Origin of the sequence: Streptomyces sp. NPDC048277, from assembly GCF_040652235.1 — a bacterium.
Classification (GTDB): domain Bacteria; phylum Actinomycetota; class Actinomycetes; order Streptomycetales; family Streptomycetaceae; genus Streptomyces.
Genome location: NZ_JBEZLQ010000021.1, coordinates 39,451 through 63,168, shown reverse-complemented (window position 1 = coordinate 63,168; position 23,718 = coordinate 39,451). Strand labels below are relative to the sequence as shown.

Annotated in this window: 18 protein-coding genes; 7 read left to right on the top strand and 11 right to left on the bottom strand. The window is 71.2% G+C overall.

What is annotated here, in order from left to right; all coding sequences use genetic code 11:
- Positions 1 to 48: 48 nt before the first annotated feature.
- Entirely contained in the window at positions 49 to 1,383 is a 1,335-nt protein-coding gene (locus AB0D85_RS36220) for an alpha/beta fold hydrolase (protein ID WP_362329744.1), read from the top strand.
- A gap of 23 nt (positions 1,384 to 1,406) precedes the next feature.
- On the opposite strand, the gene AB0D85_RS36215 is transcribed toward AB0D85_RS36220, so the two are convergent.
- Together AB0D85_RS36215 and AB0D85_RS36210 are read right to left on the bottom strand one after the other, a co-directional pair.
- Positions 1,407 to 3,509, bottom strand: coding sequence for a SpoIIE family protein phosphatase (locus tag AB0D85_RS36215; RefSeq protein ID WP_362329741.1), 2,103 nt, complete (start codon positions 3,507 to 3,509; stop codon positions 1,407 to 1,409).
- 210 nt (positions 3,510 to 3,719) lie between these two features.
- On the bottom strand, positions 3,720 to 4,616 hold the full coding sequence (locus AB0D85_RS36210) for a LysR family transcriptional regulator (RefSeq protein ID WP_362329738.1): 897 nt from the start codon (positions 4,614 to 4,616) through the stop codon (positions 3,720 to 3,722).
- A gap of 104 nt (positions 4,617 to 4,720) precedes the next feature.
- On the opposite strand from AB0D85_RS36210, the gene AB0D85_RS36205 reads away from it, so the two are divergent.
- The 3 genes from AB0D85_RS36205 to AB0D85_RS36195 all read left to right on the top strand — a co-directional run bounded on the left by AB0D85_RS36205 (position 4,721) and on the right by AB0D85_RS36195 (position 8,528).
- Positions 4,721 to 5,818, top strand: a complete 1,098-nt coding sequence (locus tag AB0D85_RS36205; RefSeq protein WP_362329735.1) for an FAD-dependent monooxygenase — start codon at positions 4,721 to 4,723, stop codon at positions 5,816 to 5,818.
- A gap of 54 nt (positions 5,819 to 5,872) precedes the next feature.
- Entirely contained in the window at positions 5,873 to 7,321 is a 1,449-nt protein-coding gene (gene argG / locus AB0D85_RS36200; RefSeq protein ID WP_362329732.1) for an argininosuccinate synthase, read from the top strand.
- Positions 7,322 to 7,715: 394 nt separating this feature from the next.
- Entirely contained in the window at positions 7,716 to 8,528 is an 813-nt protein-coding gene (locus AB0D85_RS36195) for a PhzF family phenazine biosynthesis protein (protein WP_362329729.1), read from the top strand.
- On the opposite strand, the gene AB0D85_RS36190 is transcribed toward AB0D85_RS36195, so the two are convergent.
- Positions 8,518 to 9,258 carry a type II CAAX endopeptidase family protein gene (locus tag AB0D85_RS36190; protein WP_362330091.1) on the bottom strand — a complete coding sequence of 247 codons (741 nt, stop codon included), beginning with the start codon at positions 9,256 to 9,258 and terminating at the stop codon, positions 8,518 to 8,520. The genes AB0D85_RS36195 and AB0D85_RS36190 overlap by 11 nt on opposite strands.
- A 180-nt stretch (positions 9,259 to 9,438) precedes the next feature.
- On the opposite strand from AB0D85_RS36190, the gene AB0D85_RS36185 reads away from it, so the two are divergent.
- Positions 9,439 to 11,208, top strand: coding sequence for a substrate-binding and VWA domain-containing protein (locus tag AB0D85_RS36185; RefSeq protein WP_362329726.1), 1,770 nt, complete (start codon positions 9,439 to 9,441; stop codon positions 11,206 to 11,208).
- Positions 11,209 to 11,282: 74 nt separating this feature from the next.
- On the opposite strand, the gene AB0D85_RS36180 is transcribed toward AB0D85_RS36185, so the two are convergent.
- A complete protein-coding gene (locus tag AB0D85_RS36180) occupies positions 11,283 to 12,803 on the bottom strand; it encodes a glutamate--cysteine ligase (protein WP_362329723.1) in 1,521 nt (506 codons plus the stop codon).
- Positions 12,804 to 13,358: 555 nt separating this feature from the next.
- On the opposite strand from AB0D85_RS36180, the gene AB0D85_RS36175 reads away from it, so the two are divergent.
- A complete protein-coding gene (locus AB0D85_RS36175; protein WP_362329720.1) occupies positions 13,359 to 13,943 on the top strand; it encodes a hypothetical protein in 585 nt (194 codons plus the stop codon).
- 279 nt (positions 13,944 to 14,222) lie between these two features.
- Positions 14,223 to 14,429 carry a DUF5999 family protein gene (locus tag AB0D85_RS36170; protein WP_362330088.1) on the top strand — a complete coding sequence of 69 codons (207 nt, stop codon included), beginning with the start codon at positions 14,223 to 14,225 and terminating at the stop codon, positions 14,427 to 14,429.
- Between the two features lie 117 nt (positions 14,430 to 14,546).
- Here AB0D85_RS36170 and AB0D85_RS36165 read toward each other — a convergent pair whose 3' ends face one another.
- From AB0D85_RS36165 to lysA, 7 genes are all read right to left on the bottom strand, one after another.
- Positions 14,547 to 15,599, bottom strand: a complete 1,053-nt coding sequence (locus AB0D85_RS36165; protein ID WP_362329717.1) for an endo-1,4-beta-xylanase — start codon at positions 15,597 to 15,599, stop codon at positions 14,547 to 14,549.
- 24 nt (positions 15,600 to 15,623) lie between these two features.
- Positions 15,624 to 16,460 (bottom strand): carbohydrate ABC transporter permease, encoded by an 837-nt coding sequence (locus tag AB0D85_RS36160; protein ID WP_362329713.1) that lies wholly within the window; start codon positions 16,458 to 16,460, stop codon positions 15,624 to 15,626.
- Positions 16,457 to 17,458 (bottom strand): sugar ABC transporter permease, encoded by a 1,002-nt coding sequence (locus AB0D85_RS36155; protein WP_362329710.1) that lies wholly within the window; start codon positions 17,456 to 17,458, stop codon positions 16,457 to 16,459. Before AB0D85_RS36155 ends, AB0D85_RS36160 begins: the two co-directional genes overlap by 4 nt.
- Before the next feature lie 5 nt (positions 17,459 to 17,463).
- The gene (locus AB0D85_RS36150) at positions 17,464 to 18,759 is read right to left on the bottom strand and encodes an extracellular solute-binding protein (RefSeq protein ID WP_362329706.1); all 1,296 of its coding nucleotides are present in this window, start codon (positions 18,757 to 18,759) and stop codon (positions 17,464 to 17,466) included.
- A 137-nt stretch (positions 18,760 to 18,896) separates the two neighbouring features.
- Positions 18,897 to 20,399 carry a glycoside hydrolase family 43 protein gene (locus AB0D85_RS36145; protein ID WP_362329703.1) on the bottom strand — a complete coding sequence of 501 codons (1,503 nt, stop codon included), beginning with the start codon at positions 20,397 to 20,399 and terminating at the stop codon, positions 18,897 to 18,899.
- 100 nt (positions 20,400 to 20,499) lie between these two features.
- On the bottom strand, positions 20,500 to 22,317 hold the full coding sequence (locus tag AB0D85_RS36140) for an APC family permease (protein WP_362329700.1): 1,818 nt from the start codon (positions 22,315 to 22,317) through the stop codon (positions 20,500 to 20,502).
- 56 nt (positions 22,318 to 22,373) lie between these two features.
- Positions 22,374 to 23,708 carry a diaminopimelate decarboxylase gene (gene lysA / locus AB0D85_RS36135; RefSeq protein ID WP_362329696.1) on the bottom strand — a complete coding sequence of 445 codons (1,335 nt, stop codon included), beginning with the start codon at positions 23,706 to 23,708 and terminating at the stop codon, positions 22,374 to 22,376.
- Between the last annotated feature and the right edge of the window lie 10 nt (positions 23,709 to 23,718).

The following is a 23,718-nucleotide window of genomic DNA, read 5'->3' as shown; positions in this document are numbered from 1 at the left end:
TGATAACGTCGTTTTGAAACGCCGTTCTGAAACTGTCGGAGGTCCGCCGTGCCCACATCCGCCATACGCCTCGTCCACTTCACCGGACGCTTGCTGCTGACCCTTGCGGCCGTCGTAGCGCTGATCGGCGTCTTCCTCGTCCTGATCGTCCTCACGGACGGGGCAGGCTCAGGGCTCGGCGCATGGTTACCGGCCCTTGGAGTCGGAACCGTCGCCGCACTGTGGCGGGGCCGGCGCCGCACCTGGCCGGCGCGGCTCGTGCCGTTCCTGCCGGTGGTCGTCGCGGCGGCGTTGACAGCGACGGTCTGCATCCCGACCGTGCCGACGGCCCGGCGGTACCCGCCCTCCCTGCCCTTCGTGGTCACACAGCACTGGAGGCTGGCCACGGGCAGCCGGGTAGCGGTGTACCACTACCCGCCCGCGAACCCCGGCACCCGCCGTCCCGTCCCGCTCGTGTACCTCAACGGCGGACCGGTCCGCGGCATCTCGCTGCTCGACCACCGGTTCCTGCGACTCCTGGCACGCCGGGGCTACGACGTCTACGCCTACGAACAGGCCGGCGGCGGCCGAAGCGACCTGCTCCCCATGGGCCGGTACACGATCTCCAGGTCGGTCCGCGACCTCGCCGCCTTCGTCGACCGCCTGGGCAGGGGCAAGGTCGACGTCCTCGGATTCTCCTCGGGCGGGGCCGTGCTCACCCGTGCCCTGGCCGACCCGGGCGTCGCCGCACGCCTGCACCGGGCGATCATCGCCGAGCCCGGCCCCATGGACGGCCCCACCGCACACATCACCGGGCACAGGGGCCGAAAGTCCGCACGCGGCCTCGCACCGGCCCCGGCCGGACCGCGATCGACGCACGTCCCCCGGTACGCCGTGGCGTTCGGCCTCATGCGACTCGGACTCCTCACCCCCGGCACCGGACTGATCGGTCAGGCCGAAGGCGACAACGCGTTCACGGCCGCCGACCTCGGCAGCGACACCGCATCCGGATACTGCGCGCGCGACGCGGACCGCATCCCCGCCGAGGACACCGCACAGAACTTCTCCTTCAGCCCCGCCGCCAGCCTCCGCATCCAGCAGACGGTCAAGGACTCACCCTCCATCGCCCCGCGGCTGAGGCGATCCCGGACCCCCGCGATGCTGATGATCGCCGAGTGCTCCTCCCAGGTCCGTCAATGGGAGACCACCGTCCTCGCCGACGACCCCGCCGTCCAGCGCACGCAGTACCTGCCAGGAGTCGGACACCACATGTGGAACGGCCTCGACGACAACAACGACCGGGCCGCCGCCGTCATCACCGCGTTCCTTCAGGGCAAGCCGGCCCCCCTGCCGAACTACCCGACCCGCGACGAGATCCCCGCGTTCCTGCGCGACCTCAAATGAAGACGGTGCAGCCCGCAACCGGATCAGTGGCCGACCCGTTCCGGCAGGTCCTGTTCGGTCCAGATGCATTTGCCGTCCTGGAGGTAGCGGGCGCCCCAGCGCCGGGAGAGGGCGGCGACGAGTTGCAGGCCGCGTCCGCCCTCGTCGGTGTGGGTGGGATGGCGGATGCGGGGAGTGGTGAGGCTGCCGTCATAGACCTCACAGGTCAGGGTGCGGCTGCGCAGCATGCGCAGATGGACCGGGCCCGTGGCGTGCCGGACGACGTTGCCGACCAGTTCGCTCACCAGCAACTCGGTGGTGAGCACCAGGTCGTCGAGACCCCAGGTGCCGAGCCGCTTGCGGACGTGGTCCCGTGCCTCCCCGGCGGCCCGGGGATCCACCGGAAGACTCCAGGAGACGACGTCCCGGGGAGCGGTGCGCCGGACCCGGACGATGAGCAGCCCCGCGTCGTCGTTCATCTGCCCCCGGTCGGGCAGCAGTGCCGAGACGACCCTGTCGCACAGGTCCTCCAGGTAGCGGATGTCGTCATCCTCGTCGGCTGCCGCGGAATGTACGGCGGGGGACGCGGCCTCGGCGAGGATCTGCCGGAGCTGCGCCATTCCCTGGTCCACGTCCCGGGTGGCGGATTCGACGAGTCCGTCGGTGCACAGCACGAGCATGCTCCCGTCCGGAAGGTGCAGCCGGTGGAGCCCGAAGGGGGGCTTGGCGGCGCCCAGCGGCGGGTCGGGCGCCGCGTCGGGCGTGCGGACGGTGCCGTCGGGGTGGACGACGACCGGTGGAGGGTGACCGGCCAGGGAGTACGAGAAGGTGCAGGCGACCGGATCGAAGACGGCGTACAGACACGTGGCGTAGGTGTCCTCGCCGAGGTCGCTGACCAGGTCGTTCAGGCGGCTGAACAGCTCGTCGGGCGGGATGTCCAGGTCGGCCAGCGTGCGCACCGCGGTACGCAGCCGCCCCATGGTGGCCGCCTCCGTGATGCCGTGGCCCATCACGTCGCCGATCACCAGGGCGACCCGGTCGGCCGGCAGCGGGATCACGTCGTACCAGTCGCCGCCCACCTCCTCGCCCTGGCCCGCCGGCAGATAGCGGGCGACGGCGCAGGCGGCGGGCAGCCGGGGCAGGGCCCTCGGCAGCAGCCCGCGCTGCAGTTCCCGAGCCCGGGCGTGCTCCATGTCGTACAGGCGGGCCCGCTCCAGCGCCTGGCCGACCAGGCCGCTCAGCGCCATCAGCCAGATACGCGCCCCTTCGCTGAAGGTGCGCGGCTGACTGAAGGACACGACACACAGGCCGATGACACGCCCGGAGGCGATCAGGGGCAGGAACGCCCACGCCTCCTTCGGCGACAGCTCGTTCACCGGCCGCAGCGCCGGATAGCGCTGGTAGATCTCGGCTCGCGACTCGATGAACCGCGGAGTGCGCGTCCGCACCACGTCGTGGACCGTCTCATTGGCTTCGAGCGGGATTCCTTCGAGCACGCGCAGGAATTCCCGCGGGTAACCGGCGGAACCGACCACATGGAGCCAGCCGGCTTCGAGCACCTCGAGGACCAGCCCGTCGGCGCCGAACGGAGCCTGGACGTAGTCCGCGACGGCACGGACCACGTCCCGGGTGGTGATCGCCTCGGCGAGCGCGACGGTCAGCTCGCTCATCCGGACGGAACGCGTGGCGGCGGAGACAGCACTCGGACCGGGTGGCGTGCCTGGCGGGCCGATCAGGCCCGTGCCGACCCACTGCGCCACCGTACGCAGAAACGACCGCCGCACCTCGTCCGGTTCACCCGGCCCGGCCACGAGCCCCGACAGCGCACCGATCGGCCCGTCGGTACCGACCAGGGGCATCGCCACCGTGCCGGCCGCTCCGACTCCGAGACTGTCCCCGCCCACCCACGCGTAGGCGCCACGCCGAAGAGCGAGGACAGGGGCCTCCTCCTCTTCCTCACCCAGCTCCGCCCACGCCTGCGCGGCGGCCGAGGCCGGCCCGTCCGCGGCGACCAGGAGCAGCCTGTGGCCGTCGGGATCGAGTCGATGCACAACGGCCCCCAGGCCTCCCAGACATGTCGTCACCTGCTGGAGCGCCACCGCCACCGTCTCCGCGTCCCGCGGCTTCACGTCATCTCGCGGCTTCACGTCCGGGACCGCCGACAGACCGGGCCACGTCGGCTGCGGCCCCTGCGCATGGCTCCCGAGGCCGGGCTTTCCAGCTGCCACTGTCTCGCCTCCTGCCCGTTCGCAGGGAACACTCCACACAAGTTGTTAAATATATGGACAATCAGCCACCGCAAAATCACGTTAACACCTGCTACCTCATGGACGGTGGGCCGCTCGACTCTCCGTCCGTCAGCCGTCGCGGCCGATCGCCATGAGGGTGTCCGCGACCAGCGTCCGCAGCCAGCGGTGTGCGGCGTCGCGGTCGTGGCGGGCGTGCCAGGCCAGGACGGCGGGGACGGCCGGGGTCTCGACGGGCAGGGGGTAGGTCCGGAGCGGAGTCGGCAGCGCCTGGCCGCCGAGCAGCACAGGGGCGACGGTGATGAGCTCGTGGGCGGCCACGGTCCGCAGCGCCAGAGCCAGGGTGGGCACGCTGAACGCGATGCGTCTGCGCAGGTCCCGGGCCTCCAGCAGGTCGTCGATACGACCGCGGACGCGGCCGCGGCGGGAGATCACGACCTGGGGCAGGGCGGCGAATCCGGCCCAGGTCGACGGGTCGTGGGGCAGGTCGCGGCGGCCGACGACGGCCAGGGTGTCGGTGAGCAGGGTCGTGGAGCGCGTGTCGGCGTGCTGCGGGGCCTCGTCGGTGACCTGGAGATCGACGCGCCCCCGGCGGAGCTCGTCGACGGAGGTGTCCGCCTCGCCGAGCACCCGCAGGCAGACGCCGGGTGCGCCGACGGCGAGCGGGGCGGCGAGGCGCGGCAGGAGGGCGTCGGCGACGACGTCGTTGCACTGGAGGGTGAACGTGCGCTCCAGCGTGGCGGGATCCACCTCGGCCGTCGGGGAGAGTACGGCCTGGGCCCGGGTGACGAGCTGGTGGACCTCGTCGCGGATCTGCTCGGCGTACGGCGTCGGCAGCATCGCGCGACCCGAGCGCACGAGGATCTCGTCCCCGGTCGCCTTCCTGATGCGGCCGAGCGTGCGGCTCATGGCGGGCTGCGAGAGATGCAGCCGGTCGGCGGCGGCACCGACGCCGCGCTCTTCGAGCAGGGCGTCGAGCGCGATCAGAAGGTTCAGATCCAGATGCATGAGAGTAATGCTATGCATGGCCGACTATGCATTTGAAGTTATGTGCCTCTCCTTCTTAACTGGACATCGGCGCCGAACGGCGCCCGAGTCGAGGGGAGTCAGCGATGCGTACAGTGATCGTCGGGGGCGGACTGGTCGGGCTCACCACCGCCGCGTCTCTCGGGCTGATCGGGCACGAGGTCACCGTGCTGGAGCAGGCGCCGGCGGTGCGGGCCGCCGGAGCGGGCATCGGGCTGTGGCCCAACGCGCTGCGCGAGTTCGACCGGATCGGCATCGGCGCGGCGGTCCGCGCCCTGGGCAACGGGATCGACACCTGGTTCCACGACGCCGCCGGCCGCCCGATACGCGCCGACGGCTACGACGCGAGCGACCACCGGTTCCTGCTCGTCCCCCGCCCCGCGCTGAACATCGTGCTCGCCGACGCGGTCGGCCGGGACCGGATCCGGCTCGACGCGCACGTGAGCGGGTACACCGAGGACGGGCCGGAGGTCGTCGTCCACCTGGCCGACGGGGCGGAGCTGCGCGCGGACCTGCTGATCGGCGCGGACGGCGTGCACTCCCGGGTGCGCGCGCAGCTCGCGCCCGGCAGCGAGGCCGCGCCGCACGCCGGCCACTACGCCTGGCGCGCGCTCGTGCCCGCCGGGGACGAGCGGCCCGGGGGCACGGTGCTCACGGTCGGAAGGGACCGCACCCGGGGCGGCTACGCGCGGGTGTCGGACGGGCAGACCATGTGGATGGTCAACCAGTTCGAAGCGGGTCCGCTCACCGGGGGCAAGCGGGACCGGGCCCTTGACCGCGCACGGAACCTGGCCGAGGCGGGCTGGCACGACGATCTGCTGCGGATGATCGCCGACACCCCCGAGGAGGCGATCCTGGAGAACCAGATCATGTTCGTCCCGCCGCTTCAGCGCTGGACGGGCGAGCGGGTCGCGCTGATCGGGGACGCGGCGCACGGTCTGTCGCCGCACATCTCGGCGGGCGGCACGCTGGGCGTCGAGGACGCGGGGGTGCTGCGCGCGAGCCTGGACGCCGAGCCGGACACCGCGAAGGCGCTCCTCCGGTACGAGGCCGCGCGCATCGCCCGTTTCGAGGAGGTCCGCGAGCACTCCGCGGCCGTGGAGCTCGCCGCCGACGCCGCCGAGTTCGCGCAGCGGTACGCCGCCTTCAGCCACTGGATGCTCACCACGGCGCCAGCCGTCTGAGGCGGACCGAACAGGGGCGTTGCATGACCATGCGTTCTCATGCATAATCTTCCTATGTCCAAGGTCCTCACCTCCCTTCCCGCCGGCGAGCGCGTCGGCATCGCCTTCTCCGGCGGGCTCGACACCTCGGTCGCGGTCGCGTGGATGCGCGACAAGGGCGCCGTCCCGTGCACCTACACCGCCGACATCGGCCAGTACGACGAGCCCGACATCGCGTCGGTGCCCGGCCGCGCGCACACCTACGGTGCCGAGATCGCCCGCCTGGTCGACTGCCGCGCCGCGCTGGTCGAGGAGGGCCTGGCCGCGCTGACCTGCGGTGCGTTCCACATCCGCTCCGGCGGGCGGGCGTACTTCAACACCACGCCGCTCGGCCGTGCCGTCACCGGCACGCTGCTGGTGCGGGCCATGCTGGAGGACGACGTCCAGATCTGGGGCGACGGGTCGACCTTCAAGGGCAACGACATCGAGCGGTTCTACCGGTACGGGCTGCTCGCCAACCCGCACCTGCGGATCTACAAGCCCTGGCTGGACGCGGACTTCGTGACGGAGCTCGGCGGCCGCAAGGAGATGTCCGAGTGGCTGCTCGCGCACGGGCTGCCCTACCGGGACAGCACGGAGAAGGCGTACTCCACGGACGCCAACATCTGGGGCGCCACGCACGAGGCGAAGACCCTGGAGCACCTGGACAACGGCATCGAGACCGTCGACCCGATCATGGGCGTGCGGTTCTGGGACCCCGAGGTCGAGATCCTTCCCGAGGACGTCACGATCGGCTTCGACCAGGGCCGGCCGGTGACGATCAACGGCAAGGAGTTCGAGACCGCGGTCGAGCTGGTCATGGAGGCCAACGCGATCGGCGGCCGGCACGGGCTCGGCATGTCCGACCAGATCGAGAACCGGATCATCGAGGCGAAGAGCCGCGGCATCTACGAGGCGCCGGGCATGGCGCTGCTGCACGCCGCGTACGAGCGCCTCGTCAACGCGATCCACAACGAGGACACGGTCGCGCAGTACCACAACGAGGGCCGGCGGCTCGGTCGGCTGATGTACGAGGGCCGGTGGCTGGACCCGCAGGCGCTGATGATCCGCGAGTCGCTGCAGCGGTGGGTCGGCGCGGCGATCACCGGTGAGGTGACGCTGCGGCTGCGGCGCGGCGAGGACTACTCGATCCTCGACACGACCGGCCCCGCGTTCAGCTACCACCCCGACAAGCTGTCGATGGAGCGCACCGAGGACGCCGCGTTCGGTCCGGTGGACCGGATCGGCCAGCTGACCATGCGCAACCTCGACATCGCCGACTCCCGCGCGAAGCTGGAGCAGTACGCGGGGCTGGGTCTGATCGGCTCCGCCAACCCGGCGATCGGTGCGGCGCAGGCGGCGGCGACGGGGCTGATCGGCACGCTGCCGAAGGGCGGCGCCGAGGCGATCGCGTCCCGCGGGGAGGCTGCGCCGGACGACGACGAGCTGCTGGACCGGGCTGCGATGGAACTGGGCACGGACTGAGCGTTCCGCTCAGGAGGGCCGACCCGACACCGGGTCGGCCCTTTTCGTTGCCGGGGATTGCGGGGCATGGCCGGTGGGGGCGTTGCGGTCGGATGGCCGGTGCGGCGCCGTCGTGCGTTTTCGCGCAGTTCCCCGCGCCCCCGACGGGCGCCATCGTGGCCAGGGTCCGACCACCGGTGCGGCGCCGTCGTGGCTTGTCGCGCAGTTCCCCGCGCCCCCGACGGGCGCCATCGTGGCCAGGGTCCGACCGCCGGTGCGGCGCCGTCGTGGCTTGTCGCGCAGTTCCCCGCGCCCCTGACGGGGCGCCAGTGCCGGGGCCGCCTGGGGGAAATCGGGCCAGGGGTGTGGGATTGGCCTTGGGCGGGCTTGGTGGGGAAGGCCTAGCGTCTGGGGCATGCGGATTCGAATCGTCGATGCCTTTGCCGAGCGGGCCTTCGCCGGGAACCCTGCCGGTGTCGTGCTGCTCGACGCCTTTCCCGATGACGAGTGGATGCAGAACATCGCCATGGAGGTGAACCACGCCGAGACCGCCTTCGCGCACCCGCTGCCCGAGGGCGGGGACGCCGACTGGGCGCTGCGGTGGTTCACCCCGGTCGCCGAGGTCGCGATGTGCGGGCATGCCACGCTGGCCACCGCCCACGTCCTGAGTACGACCGGCGTGTGCGCGGGGCCCGTGCGGTTCGCCACCAGGAGTGGGGTGCTGATCGCCTCGGCCGGCGCGGACGGAGCGATCACTCTCGACTTCCCCACCGCCCCGCTCACCCGCGTCGACGCCCCCGCCGGCGTCGCGGACGCGCTCGGTGCCGAACCCGTCGCCGTCTTCGACACCGGGCCGAACGTCGGTGATCTGCTGCTCGAACTCGCCGACGAGAAGACCGTCCTCGGCCTCTCCCCCGACCACAGGTCCCTCGGCGCCTGCTCCGCGCGCGGGATCATCGCGACCGCCCGTGCCGCGGACCCGGAGAAGGGCTACGACTACGTCTCCCGCTGCTTCTTCCCGAACGTCGGCATCGACGAGGATCCGGTGACCGGGAGTGCGCACACCGCCCTCGCGCCGCACTGGTCCGGGCGGCTCGGCCGGGACGATCTGACGGGGCTGCAGGCATCCCGTCGTACCGGACTCGTCCGCACCTCCCTGCGTGGCGACCGCACCCTGCTCACCGGGCGCGCCGTCACCGTCGTCGACGGGGAACTGCTCACGCCGTAGGCAGCCAGCCCACCTTGCCGGCGAGCAGCGCGTAGCCGACGAACGCGCCGATGTCGAGGAGGGAATGCGCCACCACCAGGGGGCCGACCCGGCCCCACCGCCGGTACAGGTAGACGAAGACGACGCCCATCACCATGTTGCCGACGAAGCCGCCGATCCCCTGGTAGAGGTGGTACGAGCCGCGCAGTACGGAACTGGCCACCAGCGCCGCGCCCGCGCTCCAGCCCAACTGGTCGAGGCGGCGCAGCAGATACCCCACCACGATGACCTCTTCGAGGATCGCGTTCTGCATCGCGGAGAGGATCAGCACGGGGTACTTCCACCACACGCCGGGCAGCGCCTCCGGCACCACCGTGAGGTTGAAGCCGAGACCGCGGGCGGCCAGGTAGAAGGCGATTCCGGTGCTGCCGATCACCGCCGCGATCCCCGCCCCGCGCCCGAGGTCGGGCCAGGGGCGGGTGCGGTCGAAGCCCAGCGTGCGCAGGCTCGCGCCCTCGCGGAGCAGGAGATGGGCGACCAGGAAGACGGGGACGAGCGCGGACGCGATGCCGAACAGCTGCCAGGCGAGATCCAGCCATGGACGGCCCGGCGCGGCCGAGGCGTTCATGGTCGCCGCCTGGTCCTTGAGCCCGCCCGGTTTGGTGACCGATCCGACAAAGCTGATCAGGGCGGACACTCCGCTCGCACCGAGCGAAAGCCCCAGAACGAGCAGCGTCTCGTCCCTGAACATGCGCCGCGAGGGCCGCTCCAGCGGGTACGCACCGGCCACCTGTTCCGCCTCCACCTGCACTCCTGCCTCCAGTTGAGCAATCCCGCCCCATGCCCATCTTCGCCCCGCTACTGTCTCGAAAGCAGTTACGAAGACCGTGCGCGCCGGGCTGTCGGGGGGACAGGGAGGGGCACCACCGTCATGGGACGTCACAGCTTGCCCGATCACCATGGGGCGGGCGCGGCCGACCCCCGTCCACGCGCCCGCCGCCGTACGGTGGCCGTCGCGACGGCCCTCGTGCTGGTCGTCGCCGGGGGCACCGCGGCCGCCGTGCAGACCGGTCTGATCTCCTTCGGCGCATCCTGCAAGGACGACCCCGTACGGGTGACGGTCGCCGCCTCCCCCGACCTGTCGCCCGCGCTGACGGCGGCGGCCGAGCGGGCCCGCGAGCAGAACGTCACCTCCGACGGGCGGTGCATCGCGGTCACGGTCAGCGCCCAGGAGTCGTACAAGGTCACCGACGCGCTCCAGACCGGCAGGAAGCCGGACGCGCAGGTGTGGGTGCCGGACTCCTCGCTGTGGCTGGACCGGGTCGCGGCGGACGGTACGGCGCCCGAGGTGACCTCGGTCGGCAATGTGGCCACGACACCGGTCGCCATGGCGATGGTGCCGGCCGCCGCCAAGTCGCTCGGCTGGCCGGACAAGGCGTACAGCTGGCTGGAGCTGGCCGGGGCCGCGATGCGGGGCGACTCGCTGAAGCTGGGCGCGGCCGATCCGGCGCGCAGCGCGACGGGGCTGCTGGCGCTCACCCAGCTCAGTACGGCGGCGGCGAAGGTGAAGGACGGGGCCACCCAGGCGGCCGCGATGATGAAGACGCTCTCGCAGCGCGTCTCCGACACCGACGCCCAGGTCGTCGACACCCTGCCCCGTGACTCCTCCGGCACGGAACAGGGCAACCCCAAACGCAACCAGGCGCTGATCCTCACGGAACAGGCGGCGTTCGCCCACAACGCGACCGCCGACTCCGCCCGCCGCCTCGACCTCTTCTATCCGAAGGACGGCTCACCCGCCCTCGACTATCCCTACGCCCTCGTCGACGAGCCGGAGTTGAGCACCGACGAGAGCCGGGCCGCACTGCGGTTCCTGACGTACGTACAGCAGCCCGCCCAGCAGCAGCTGCTCACAAAGGCCGGCTTCCGCACGGACGACTCGACCGTGCCGACGGCGCTGGTCCGGCAGGCCGGGGGCCGCGACCCGCAGCCCTACACCGAGCCGACGGTGGAACCGGCCTCCGAGTCGGCCGTGCGGGACGCCCTGGGCACCTGGACGATCACCGTGCAGAGCGCCCGGATCACCACGGTGGTCGACGCGTCCGGGTCCATGGCCGAGCCCGTCTCCGGGGGCCGGTCCCGGATGGACGTCACCAAGGCGTCCCTCCTCCAGGCCCTCGCGACGTTCACGCCCGAGGACGAGATCGGCCTCTGGGAGTTCTCCACGAAGCTGGACGGCGACAAGGACTACCGTGTCCTGGTCCCCACGGAACGCCTCGGCGACACCAAGGGCAACGGCACCCAACGCGACGTCCTCTCCTCGGCGTTCAGCAACCTCCAGCCGGTCCCGAACGGCGCGACGGGCCTCTACGACACGACGCTGGCCGCGTACAAGGAGGCGACGTCCACCTACGCCAAGGGCAAGTTCAACGCCCTGGTCATCCTGACCGACGGCGTCAACCAGGACCCCGGCAGCATCTCCCGCACCCAGCTGATCACGGACCTGCGCAGACTCACCAACCCCGAGAAGCCGGTCCCGCTCATCGTCATCGCCGTGGGCTCGGACGCCTCGAAGGAAGAGGCCCAGCAGATAGCGGAAGCCACGGGCGGCTCAGGCCACCAGGTAGACGACCCGTCCCAGATCCACACGGTGATTCTGCAGGCAATCGTGGCAGCAGGGGCGACTGAAGCGCCCCGTTAGGGGCGCGGGGAACTGCGCGACCAGCCCCCACGGCGCCGCACCCGGCACCCCACCGCACCCACCTCCAACCGCGCTCACCCCATCAGCACCGGCTCCAACAACCCCACCGGCCACGTATGCACCGGCTCCCCCGCATTCATCAGCTGGGCATAGCGCCGCGTCATCGCGGCCAGCGCCACATCCCTCGGCAGCCCCTGCTCCAGCGCCCGGTGGAACGTCGCCGCCTGCCAGGACGCCCCGTTCACCCGCCGCCGGCACCGCTCGTCGATCACGCCCAGGTAGAAGTCACGGTCCGCGGCCTCCACCCCCCACGCGTCCAGCCCCGCCTCCGCCAGCGGCAGCAGTTCGTCGCGGACCAGGGTCACCGCGTCGACCTCGGCCGTACCCCCGCCGTACCGGCCCCTCCTCGGCCAGACCAGACGCGCGTCGATCCCGTACCGGCACGCCGCGTCGAAGTTCGCCTCCGCCGTGGCGAACGGCAGCCGCGTCCACACCGGGCGGCTCTCCTCCGCGAGGGCGCGGACGAGGCCGTAGTAGAACGCCGCGTTGGCGATGACGTCGGTGACGGTCGGCCCGGCAGGAAGCACACGGTTCTCCACCCGCAGGTGGGGGACCCCGTCGGCGATGCCGTAGACCGGCCGGTTCCAGCGGTACACCGTGCCGTTGTGCAGGACGAGTTCGGCGAGCTTCGGCACCCCGCCGGCCTCGACGACGGCGAGCGGGTCCTCCTCGTCGCAGATCGGGAGGAGCGCCGGGAAGAAGCGCAGGTTCTCCTCGAACAGCTCGTACGCGGAGGTGATCCAGCGTTCGCCGAACCAGGTCCGCGGCCGTACGCCCTGGGCCTGGAGTTCCGGCGGGCGGGTGTCGGTGGCCTGGAGGAACAGCGGGGGGCGGGACTCGCGCCACAGTTCGTGGCCGAAGAGGAAGGGGGAGTTCGCGCCCACGGCGATCTGCGCGGCGACCGCCGCCTGCGCCGCGTTCCACACGTCGGCGAAGCGGGCCGGGGTGACCTGGAGGTGCAACTGCACGGAGGTGCAGGCGGCCTCGGGGACGATCGACTTCGAGGTGCACACGAGGTGCTCCACGCCCTCGATGTCCAGCCGGAAGTCCTCGCCCCTGGCGGCCACGATCTGGTCGTTGAGCAGGGTGTACCGGTCGACCTCGGAGAGGTTCGCGGAGACCAGGTCGTCCCGTTCCAGCGTGGGCAGAATGCCGGTCATCACGATTCCGGCGTCCACCTCGCCCGCCTTGCGGTCGGCGTACGCCAGCGAGGTCCGGAGTTCTTCCGCGAGCCGGTCGAATACCCGGCCGCCGAGCCGATGTGGAGCTATGTTCACTTCCAGGTTGAACATGGCGAGTTCTGTTTGGAAATCTCGGCTTGCGATACGTTCCAGAACCGGCCCGTTCAGCATTCTCGGCATGCCGTCGGCGCCGGCGAGATTCAATTCGATCTCGACACCCATCAGGTTCTTGGGGCGGTCGAACCGCTTCTCCACCAGCAGCCGCTCCAGCCCCGACAGACAGGCACGGAGCTTTTCGCGGTACCGCTGGCGATCGGACAGGTCGAACCGGCCCGCCACGACCTTCTCCCCCATCGAAGCGTCCCTCCTCGAATGGGCGGGCCGAGGTTCCGGCCGCCGGTGTCCCGGGTCCAGGTGGGATGATGCCCAGCGGAGGCGATCGATAACGTCGCGCGCGGGACCGGCACCCGCTACTCTGTTGGAATGTGTCCTGCGGCACATTCACGGGGCATGGAGCATCGTGCAACTTCGGGTTCCCTGTTCCCCTCGTGAAAAACGCCGACGACATTCGGCCGACCGCGACAACCTCGTATTCCGAGGTCAGCAGGGCTTCGGCAGGCAGAAAACCGGGAGGATTCCCCGCGAATCGACGGCTGAATTGCGCCTTGTCCGGTTCTGTGAAACGGCCCGGTGAAACACCGTCTGAACAGGCGTCGTATAAACTCCGCGAACAAGGCAGAAGGCTGGCGCCCACGGTCCTGGTTCCTGCCGTCCGATTGCGTGCGGCAGGCAACGCCCGCACCTCTCTTCACCGAACCGGGCCGCCGCCTCTCTGACCCCCCGTGAGCTGACAGCGCCGTCCGCCCCCGCCCTCGCGCCACCGCGCCTGTCGAATGAGAGGCGACCACCATGCCGCTGCAAGTCCCCCCTGCCCCCGCACCCGCACTGCGTTCCGTCCTCACCGCCCTCGGTTCCCCCACCGCGGTCCGTGAGGCCCGTACCCCCTCCCTGCGCGCCGCGCAGGGACCCGCGATCCCCGAACTCCCGCTGCCCGTGCACGTACTGGACCGGATCACCCCGGAGGGCGTGTCCGCCACCCGGCTGACCGGCTGGCGCTTCCTGATCCGCTGCGGCGACCGGGCGGTGGCCGCGGCCGAGACGATGCTCACCCCGGACGGCTGGGCCTTCTCGCACTTCTTCGAGGGGCCCTACATCACCTCCACCGAGCGGGCCCTGCACCAGGCCGAGGCCCTGCAACAGACCTACCAGCCGCGCCTGTTGTCCGTGCCCGGCCTCTACATGCTGACCCTGTGGCTGCACGGCGACTGCACGGCGGACGGCGCCGAGGGCCACCCGGCCGCCACCGACCTCCTTGTCCCGCTCGCCCCGGCCCCGCCCGGGATCGCGGCCCACCGCCCCCACCTGGTCGACGAGCTGCTCCCGGTGCTGACCCACCGGGTCACCCCGGCGCCCCTGCTCATCACGCCCGCCTGAGACCGGCCCGGCCGCACCCCGCCACCCGGACCAGGGCGGCGGGGTGGGTGTGCGATCCCCACCGGCCCCACGTGGACTAGCCCCATCCGGCCATGCAAAACCATCCGGATGGGCGGCCCGGTCGGGATGAACCGTCCGCGCGGGTGACGCGTCTCCAACCTGTGAGAAGCGGTGCAGCGAAATCCCTGCGGAACAACGCCCGGAGGGCAACACTGGTTTCCGACCGACTCATCACCACGGGGGACCGACATGACCACGACAAAGCGAGAGACCCCACCCATGTGCCAGCACCAGCCGCCGTGTCCGACAGCCGAATCCGCCGACCGGGAGTCCGCCCGCCTCATGGCGTCCCACCCGGAGCAGGGGTGGAGCCTGCTGTGCAACGGCGTTCTCGTCTTCGAGGACACCGGTGAGCTCCTGCCCGACGGCCAGATCATCGCGCCGCACCGCCCGGTCGGTGCCGGCCGCGTGGTGACCGCCGCCTGAAAGACCGCTGAAGGAACACCGCACCACCCCGGGCGGCCCCGCCGCTCCGCCCGGTGACATGAGGGGCCGGCCGCACACACACGGTGCGCACCGGCCCCGACGCATGTCCGGGGGTGACTACCCCGTGTAACCGAGCGCTTCGCGCAGTGCGAAGTAGGCCGGCTTCGGGGCGAGTTGCTCGTCCCAGGGCAGGGCCGCGCCCTCACCGGGGAAGAAGGCCGGGATCCAGGAATACTTGTCCGTGTAGTCCCAGACGGTGATGCCCACGCACCTGCGCACCGCGAGGCACGCCTTGGTCAGGTCCGCGTACCAGGTCGCCTGCTCGGCCAGTTTCTCGTCCGTGGCGGGCAGTTGCATCCGTACGTCCACCTCGGTGAGCGCGGTGTCCAGACCGAGCCGGGAGAACCGGCGGAGGTTCTCCTCCAGGGTGGACGGATAGCCGTACTGGAGCGCGAGGTGGGCCTGGAAACCGATGCCGTCCAGCGGCACGTGCCGGGCCCTCAACTCCTGCGCGAGCGCGTAGTAGGCATCGCTCTTGGGGCCGGTGGCCTCGATGTTGTAGTCGTTGAGGTAGAGCTTGGCGTGCGGGTCGGCCTGGTGGGCCCAGCGCAGCGCGTCCGCGATGTAGCCGGGGCCGAGCGTCTTGTACCAGAGGGTCTCGCGGTAGGTGCCGTCCTCGTTGAACGCCTCGTTGACGACGTCCCACGAGTAGACCTTGCCCCGGTAGTGCCGTACCTCCGTCTGGATGTGCTTCTTCAGTACGGCCCTCAGGTCGTCGGCGGTCCAGGTGCGGGAGGTGAGCCAGTTCGGCAGCTGGCTGTGCCAGACCAGGGTGTGGGCGCGGACCTTCTGGTGGTTGGCGCGGGCGAGGTTCACGATCTGGTCGCCGTTGGTCCAGTCGAAGACGCCCTGTTCGGGTTCGGTGGCGTACCACTTCATGCCGTTGCCGGGGGTGATCATGTCGAACTCGCTGCCGAGCAGCCTGGTGTAGGCGGTGTCGGTGAGTTCGGGGTTGTCGGTGGCGCTGCCGAAGTAGCGGCCGTGGCGCTGGGCCAGTTCGGCGAGGGTGGGCTGCCGGTCGTGGGCCTGGGCGGCGGGGCCGGTGGCCACCCCCGCTGCCACCAGGAAGGCCGCGAGGGCACCGGCGAGTCTGAGACGTGTGCGGGACATCGTGCGACTCCAATCGATAGGGGCTCAGCCCTTGGTGGCGCCGGCGGTGAGGCCGCCGACCAGCTGGCGTTCGGCGACCGAGTAGAAGGCCAGGGCGGGAACCATGGCGAGGACCAGATAGGCGAAGACCCGGGCGGTGTCGGTGACGTACTGGCCCTGGAACTGCTGCACGCCGATGGGGATGGTCCACCAGGTGGAGTCGGTGAAGACCAGCAGCGGCAGGAAGAAGTTGTTCCAGCTGGTGACGACCGCGAGCACGGAGACCGTGCCGAGCGCGGGCCGGGCCATGGGCAGCAGGATCCGCCAGAAGAAGGCGAACGGCCCGCAGCCGTCCAGCGTGGCCGCCTCCTCCAACTCCCCGGGAATCTCCCGGAAGAAGCCGCGCAGGATGATGATGGTCATGGGCAGCCCGAACGCGGCCTGCGGAAGGATCACGCCGAGCGGGTTGTCCAGCAGGTGCATCGAGCGCAGCAGCAGGAAGAGGGGCAGGGCGGCCACCGCGAAGGGGAACATCAGCCCCACCGTGAACACCGTGAACAGCACCTCGCGCCCGCGGAACGCGAACCGCGCGAAGGAGAACGCGGCGAGCGCCGACACCGCGACCACGAGGACGGTGGTGGCCACCGCGATCAGGGTGCTGTTGCCGACCAGCCGCCAGAAGGCGCCGGAGCCGAGGATGCCGGTGTAGTTGGAGGTGACCCAGGAGTCGGGCAGCCCGACCGGGTTGCGGGACAGCTCGGCGGTCGACTTGAACCCGGAGAGCAGGGCGTAGAGCAGGGGTGCGACCATCAACGCGCCGACCACGACGAGGACCAGGTGCACCGGCAGGTTCCGTACGGAGGTCCCACGGCTGCTGCTCATGCGCCGTCTCCCCTCATGTTCGTGGTGGCGCCCGCCAGGTCGCGGCGGAGCACGAACCGCTGGTAGGCGAGGGCGAAGACGAGGCTGATGGCGAACATGGCCACGCTGATCGCGCTGGCGTAGCCGACCTGGTAGCGCTTGAAGCCGTACTGGAACATGGTCACGGCCATGGTCTCCGAATGGTGGTCGGGGCCGCCCGCGGTGACCACCCACACCAGGTCGAAGAGCTGGATGGAGCCGATGACCGACAGGAAGACGCTGATGCGCAGGGTGGGCGCGAGCAGCGGCAGGGTGACATGGCGGAAGCGCTGCCAGGCGTTCGCGCCGTCGACGATCGCCGCCTCGGTCAACTCGGCCGGGATGGACTGGAGTCCGGCCAGGTAGAGCATCATGTGGAAGCCGAAGTACTTCCAGGTCATGACCAGGAAGAGGGTGGCCATGACGGTGGAGGGGTCGGAGAACCACTCCCCGCCGAGACCCTCCAGCCCGACGGCGCCCAGGACGTGGTCGGCGAGCCCCTGGTCGGGGGCGAAGATCATGCCGAAGAGCACGCCCGTGATCGCCTCGGAGAGCACGTACGGCGCGAAGAACAGCATCCGGTAGACGGCCCGGCCGCGGATCTTCTGGTTGAGGAGCACCGCCATGGCGAGGGCGAACGGCAGTTGCAGCGCCAGTGACAGCAGGACCAGGAGCAGACAGCGCCACAGGTCGCCGAGGAAGACGTCGTCCTGGAAGAGCCGGGTGAAGTTGTCGGTGCCGGTGTAGTCGGAGGGCATGCCGAAGCCGCCCCAGCGGAAGAACGAGGCGTACAGCGCGAACAGGATCGGCAGCAGCACGAGGACGCCGAACAGCACCAGGGCGGGCAGCTGGAAGCCCATCGCGGTGAGCCAGTTGAGCAGCCGGCGCCGGGCTCTGCCGCCACCGGCACCGGCCACCGGTGGCGGCAGGGCGGCCGCGCGCCCGCCGCTGCGCTTGTCCGGCAGGAAGGTGGAGGTCATGGGCCTTACTGCTCTTCCTTCGCGGTCTTGGTGATCGCCTGGGTGACGTCCTCGGGCGACTTGGACCCGGCGATCAGACCGGCCACGCTGTCGTTGACCTGCTGGCCGACGGCGGGCGCGTACGCCTGGTCGAGGTAGAGCTGGAACCCGGTGGCGGCCTTCAACTGGGCCTGGACGAGCTTGAGGTTGGCGTCGGTGAGCGCGCTCTCGGCGGCCGGCACGACAGGCAGCACGCCGGTCTTCTTCACCAGCTCCACGTCCGTGGTCTCGGAGGCGAAGAACTTCAGGAAGTCGACGGCGGCCTGCGGGGCGTCGGCGCGCAGCGCGTGTCCGCCGCCGCCTCCGAACACCTCGGTGAGCGCGCCCTTTCCGCCCTCGACGGCCGGGAAGGGGAAGAAGCCGAGGTCGGCACCGATGCCCTTGCCTGCGGCGGCCTCGACGTTCGGCGCCCACTGGCCCATCAGCTCCATCGCGGCCTTGCCGTTGCCGACGGTGGCGGCCTGGCCGGTCGGGCTGGAGTAGGCGGCGCCCAGGAAGCCCTTCTGGAACGGCTGGAGGGCGACGAGGTCCTTGAGGTGCTGTCCGGCCTGGACGAACCCGGCGCCGGTGAAGTCCTTGTCGTCGTTGGCCTTCTTCAGGGCGTCGATCCCGGCGGTGCGCATCGCGAGGTACGCCCAGTAGTACATCCCGGTCCAGCTCTCCTTGCCGGCCAGGGCGAGGGGGGTGACACCGGCGGCCTTCAGCTTCTTCACCGCGTCGAGGTAGGCGCTCCAGGTGGTCGGGGGCGTGCTGATCCCGGCCTTCTTGAAGAGCGCCTTGTTGTACCAGAAGCCGACCATGCCGATGTCGAAGGGGATGCCGTACGTCTTGTTGTCCAGGATGTACGGCTCCTTGGCCACGGGCAGCAGGCCGTCGGCGAAGGACTTGGTGGGCTCGGTGAGGTCCTTGACGAGTCCGGCGTCCACCTGTTGCTGGAGGACGCCGCCGCCCCAGGTGTGGAAGATGTCGGGGAGCTTCCCGGAGGCGGTCAGGGCCGTCATCTTCGATTTGTAGGCGTCGTTCTCCAGCTGGACGATCTTTATCTTGACCTTGGGGTTCTGCGCCTCGAACTTCTTGGCGAGGGCCGCCCACACGTCTTTCGCCGGGTTGGTCGTGGAGATGTTCCACCACTCGATGGTGGTGGTACCACCCGACGATCCTCCGTCCGAGCCGCCGCCACAGCCGCTGAGGGCGGTCATGCCGAGCCCGGCGGCCGCGGTGGCCGCCAGGAACCCGCGCCGGGACAGTGCCGGGTCGCCCATGATGCGCTCCTTGAGGTACGGGACGACCGACGCCGTCCTGGTTTAACTGGCTGCCGATCGAAACATTCGACGTTTCCACCGAACGTTCCGAACGGCGACTCTAGAAAGGCGGATCAGGAGCGTCAAGGTGTCGCGCATCAGCTGATGGGCGCGTAGTCGAACCAGTCGAAGGCGGCCCGGTGTTCGGTGACGTACATGCCGATGACCCGGCCGGTGAAGCCACCGGCCACCTGGGTGGAGAGATAGCGGCCGTCGAGTTCGGCCAGCCGGACGACACTTTCGGAGGTTTCTATCGAAAGGGTCACGGAGTCGGGCCCGGCGGGACGGATGCCGGGCGGCACCTCCTGTCCGGGCGCGACGGCGGTGGGCGGCGGCACCCGGTCCGTGCGCATCTCGACGACCAGGGTCAACGGGCCCGGCGGTACCGGGTGTTCGGCGATCCGCTGCCGCAGCGGCCCGATCCGCGCGACCACGCTCGCCACTCCCCCGCTGACCTCCAGGTCGTAGTGGTGGGCCTCGTCGATGCGCACCGACAGACCGGCGCGTGCCGAGCCCGGGTCGAGCAGCGCGGCGGCACGGCAGTCGGCGTGCTGCTGACGGCGGCCGACGAAGGTGTGCCCGGGCCGGTCGAGGCTGTCCCCGGTGGCCGTGAGGGTCAGCCACCCGGGCCGTTCGGTCAGCGACGAGGACCCGGCCGGCCGGCCGCGCGGGGAGATCCACTGCGGCGCGAGGGCGGGGTCCGTGAAGTCGTCCCGTACCGGCGGCTGTTCGACCGGGTGCCAGACGCCCGGAGCCGGGTGGCGTTCCTTCACCGGCCCCATCCGGGGCCAGCCGTCGGCCCACTCCACCGGCGCCAGGAAGGTCTCGCGGCCGAGGACGTGGAACTCCGGGAACCAGCCGCGCGGCCGGGTGCCGAGGAGCACCGCCCACCAGCTGCCGTCGGCCGCCTGCACGAGATCGGCGTGCCCGGTGCACTGGACCGCCTCCCAGGTGCCCCGGTGGGAGACCAGCGGATTGCCCGGCGAGGGCTCCCAGGGCCCGCGCGGCGAGCGGGCGCGGGCGACGGACACCCCGTGCCCGAGGGCCGTACCGCCCTCGGCGACCAGCAGGTACCACCAGTCCCCGACCCGGTACAGGTGCGGCGCCTCGGGGTCCCGCAGCCCGGTCCCGGACCACATCGGCAGCGGCCCTTCCAGCACCTTCCCGGTCCGGGTGTCGATCCTGGCCACCGCCACCCCGGCCACGGCGCACCAGCAGTCGCCGTCGTCGTCCCAGGCGAGGTCGGGGTCGATGCCGGGCAGGTCGATCCACACCGGGTCGGACCAGGGCCCCTCGGGCCGTTCGGCGGTGACGAGGAGGTTGCCGCCGCCGCTGACGTCGGTGGTGATGACGTGGAAGAGCCCGTCGTGGTGCCGGATGGTCGGCGCGTAGATCCCGCCCGAGGCCGGTGCGTCCTCGGGCAGCGGCCGGTCCAGGACGTTGCCGAGCTGCCGCCAGTGCACCAGGTCCCGGCTGTGGAAGAGCGGGACGCCGGGGAAGTACTCGAAGCTGGAACAGACGAGGTAGTAGTCCTCGCCCACCCGGCACACGCTCGGGTCGGGATGGAAGCCGGGGATGACCGGGTTGTCGTACGTCCGCATACGTCTGTGCCCCTCCCGCGTCGCCGAAAGTTTCGGCGAGGTCGGCGAACTTTACGAGGCGCACTGTAGAAGGGCGGTCGGGGCCCGACAAGGAGCGTTCCTACACCTTCAGGCGGTACGGCAGCATGCACACCACGACATCGGTGCGGGCCCGCAGCACGGTCGCGAGGAGGAGGCCCCGCTGGTTCTGGAGGATCTCGTAGCGGCGGTGGCGGGGTTCGACCTCGGGGATGAGGACGGCGACCTGGCGGCCGTCGTCCGCCGCCCGCCGCACATAGTCGACGATCGGCTGCACGAGCGACCGGTGCGGGCTGTCGATGACGTCGAGGCGCACGCCCGGGTTCCAGCGCTCCCAGGCCTCTTCCAGCGCACGGGACTTGGCGGGGTCGCCGTGCACCGCGACCGCGACCACCTCGTCGCCGAGGGCGAGGGCCGCGCCGAGGGCGTGCCGGGCGAGCTTGCTGACCTCGCCGACCGGCACGATCACCAGACTGGCGGTGCGCCGCAGCGGCGGCTCCGGGACCCGCCCCAGGCCCAGCTCCTCCCCCACTTCGGTGTAGTAGCGCTGGATACGGGCGAACAGCAGCATCATCAGCGGTACGGCGATCACCACCACCCAGGCGCCGGCGAGGAACTTGGTGAGCAGCAGGATGACGCCGGCCAGGGTGGTGAGCAGGGCGCCGGTGCCGTTGACGGCCGCGCGGCGCTTCCAGCCGGGCGGGCGCCGGGTCGCCCAGTGCCGGACCAGGCCGGCCTGGCTGAGGGTGAAGCCGATGAAGACCCCGATGGCGAAGAGCGGGAGCAGGCGGTGGGTGTCGGCGTCGGTGGCGAGGAGGAGCAGTGCGGCCAGCAGGGCGAGGGCGACCACGCCGTAGCGGTACACGGGGCGTTCGGCGCGCAGGCCGAAGATGTGGGGCAGCCGGTTGTCCCGGGCGAGCAGGCTCATCAGGACGGGCAGTCCGCCGAAGCTGGTGTTGGCGGCGAGGCCCAGGACGAGGGTGACGAGGAGGTTGGTCGCGTAGTAGGGCCAGCCGGTGCCGTAGGCGCCCGCGGTGAGCTGGGCGAGGACGGTCACCCCGCCGCGCGGCACCACATGGTCGCGGTGGATGAGGACCGCCAGGCCGATCAGCATGGTCCCGAGCAGCGCGCCCAGCATCAGCTCGGTGCGCTGGGCGCGTCCGACCCTGGGGGTGCGGAAGGTCGGGACGGCGTTGGCGATGGCCTCCACGCCGGTCAGGGCCGAGCAGCCGGACGAGAACGCCTTGAGGATCACCAGCAGGCTGAGGGCCTCGGTCGCGTGCACGGGCTGGGCGGTGCCCACGACGGCGACCGGGTGCGGGCGCAGCAGGCCGAGCAGGACGACGCCGAGGATCGCCACGATGAACAGCACGGTCGGCAGCATCAGCACCCGGGCGCTGTCGGAGACGCCTCGCAGGTTCACGGCCGCCAGCAGGGCCAGGCCGATCAGACAGACGATCAGCTTGTCGTGGGCGAAGGCCGGGAACGCGGAGGCCAGCGCGTCGGCACCGGCGGCGAGGCTGACGGCGACGGTGAGGACGTAGTCCACCACCAGGCTGGCGGCGGCCAGCAGGCTCGCGGTGGCGCCGAGGTCCGCCTTGGCGACGGCATAGGCACCACCGCCGTCCGGGTGAACGGCGATGACCTGGCCGTACGACACGACGAGCGCCGCGAGCAGGAAGGTGATCGCGAGGGTGATGGGCAGGGTCGCGGTGAGCGCCCCGGTACCGGCGACCACCAGCGCCAGCACGATCGCCTCGGGACCGTACGCGACCGAGCTGAGCGCGTCCAACGACAGCGCGGCCAGCCCTTCCAGGCTGGTCAGATGGTGTTTCTCGCCTTCGCCGGGGCGCAGCGGAACACGCGGTCTCAGTTCACGACGGGCCATGCCGTACGCCATCGGGACCCCATCACGGCCGGGTGGGACAGGTCGCGACCAGTGTCGCCCGGGAGGGCCTACAGCCCCACGTCCCGCCGCCGCATGTCGTCCAGAGACTCACGACGGACCAGCAGCCGGGCGCACCCGTCCCGTACCGCCACGACCGGCGGCCGCCCGACCATGTTGTAGCCGGAGGCCATGGACAGGTGGTAGGCGCCGGCCACCGGGACCGCGAGGAGGTCGCCGGGGCGCAGGTCGGACGGCAGTTCGACGTCGGTGGCCAGCACGTCCCCGGCCTCACAGTGCCGCCCGACGACCGTCACCGCCGCCACCGGCGCGGCGCTCGCCCGGCCGATGAGCCGGGGCGCGTACCGCACGCCGTACAGCGCGGGGCGCGGGTTGTCGCTCATCCCCCCGTCCACGGCGACGAAGACACGCTCACCGGTCCGCTTGACGGCGAGTACGTGATAGACCGCGATCCCCGCCGGCCCCACGATCGCCCGCCCCGGCTCGATGACCAGCCGGGGTACCGGCAGTTCCGCCGCCGCGCACGCGTCGGACAGTTCGGCGCGGACCCGCCGGGCCAGTGCCGTGAGGTCGAGGGCCGCCTCGCCGGGCCGGTAGGCGATGCCGTGGCCGCCGCCGAGGTCCAGCTCGGGCAGGACCAGTCCGTGCTGCCCGTTCAGCCGGGCCATGAGCCCGACCACCCGGCGCACGGCGGCCAGGTACGGCTTGACGGTGGTGATCTGGGAGCCCAGGTGGCAGTGCAGGCCGGTGAGTTCGAGCTGCGGCTGGTCCAGTATCCGGGCGATGGCGTGCTGGGCGTACCCGTCGGCGATGGAGAGGCCGAACTTCTGGTCGTCCGTGCCCGTGCGGATCTTCTCGTGGCCGCCCGCGCTGATCCCGGGCACCACCCGGACCATGACCTTCTGGTGCCCGTCGGGTCCGACCGCGGCGGCGAGCCGGGCGATCTCGGAGGGGCTGTCGATGACGATCCGCCCGACGCCGAGCCGCAGCGCGGTCTCCAGGTCGCGCGGGGACTTGGCGTTGCCGTGCAGCACGATCCGCTCCGGCGGGAACCCGGTGGTGACCGCCAGCTCCAGCTCGCCGGCCGAGCAGACGTCCAGGCCCAGGCCCTCCTCCTCGGTCCAGTGGACCATCGCCCGGCACAGGAACGCCTTGGCCGCGTAGAGGACTTCGGCGTCGGGGAAGGCGTGCCGGTAGGTGCGGCAGCGCTCGCGGACCTCGTTCTCGTCGAGGACGTAGACGGGGGTGCCGAAGCGGTCGGCGACCTCGGCGAGCGGGACGCCGCCCACGGCCGGATCGCCGGGCCGGGGCTCGGTGGTGGAGGCGGGCCACACCGACAGATCGGCGGGCGTGGTGGTGACGACGGGTTCGTGCAGGGTGGTCATCGACCGCTCC

Excerpts from the sequence above, each read along its gene's own strand:
- AB0D85_RS36185 (WP_362329726.1), top strand. The coding sequence starts at position 9,439 with ATGGGACGTCACAGCTTGCCCGATCACCATGGGGCGGGCGCGGCCGAC.
- AB0D85_RS36150 (WP_362329706.1), bottom strand. The coding sequence starts at position 18,759 with ATGGGCGACCCGGCACTGTCCCGGCGCGGGTTCCTGGCGGCCACCGCG.
- AB0D85_RS36190 (WP_362330091.1), bottom strand. The coding sequence starts at position 9,258 with ATGTTCAGGGACGAGACGCTGCTCGTTCTGGGGCTTTCGCTCGGTGCG.
- lysA (WP_362329696.1), bottom strand. The coding sequence starts at position 23,708 with ATGACCACCCTGCACGAACCCGTCGTCACCACCACGCCCGCCGATCTG.
- AB0D85_RS36205 (WP_362329735.1), top strand. The coding sequence starts at position 4,721 with ATGCGTACAGTGATCGTCGGGGGCGGACTGGTCGGGCTCACCACCGCC.
- AB0D85_RS36165 (WP_362329717.1), bottom strand. The coding sequence starts at position 15,599 with ATGTCCCGCACACGTCTCAGACTCGCCGGTGCCCTCGCGGCCTTCCTG.
- AB0D85_RS36195 (WP_362329729.1), top strand. The coding sequence starts at position 7,716 with ATGCGGATTCGAATCGTCGATGCCTTTGCCGAGCGGGCCTTCGCCGGG.
- AB0D85_RS36160 (WP_362329713.1), bottom strand. The coding sequence starts at position 16,460 with ATGAGCAGCAGCCGTGGGACCTCCGTACGGAACCTGCCGGTGCACCTG.
- AB0D85_RS36210 (WP_362329738.1), bottom strand. The coding sequence starts at position 4,616 with ATGCATCTGGATCTGAACCTTCTGATCGCGCTCGACGCCCTGCTCGAA.
- AB0D85_RS36155 (WP_362329710.1), bottom strand. The coding sequence starts at position 17,458 with ATGACCTCCACCTTCCTGCCGGACAAGCGCAGCGGCGGGCGCGCGGCC.
- AB0D85_RS36170 (WP_362330088.1), top strand. The coding sequence starts at position 14,223 with ATGTGCCAGCACCAGCCGCCGTGTCCGACAGCCGAATCCGCCGACCGG.
- argG (WP_362329732.1), top strand. The coding sequence starts at position 5,873 with ATGTCCAAGGTCCTCACCTCCCTTCCCGCCGGCGAGCGCGTCGGCATC.
- AB0D85_RS36140 (WP_362329700.1), bottom strand. The coding sequence starts at position 22,317 with ATGGCGTACGGCATGGCCCGTCGTGAACTGAGACCGCGTGTTCCGCTG.
- AB0D85_RS36180 (WP_362329723.1), bottom strand. The coding sequence starts at position 12,803 with ATGGGGGAGAAGGTCGTGGCGGGCCGGTTCGACCTGTCCGATCGCCAG.
- AB0D85_RS36145 (WP_362329703.1), bottom strand. The coding sequence starts at position 20,399 with ATGCGGACGTACGACAACCCGGTCATCCCCGGCTTCCATCCCGACCCG.
- AB0D85_RS36175 (WP_362329720.1), top strand. The coding sequence starts at position 13,359 with ATGCCGCTGCAAGTCCCCCCTGCCCCCGCACCCGCACTGCGTTCCGTC.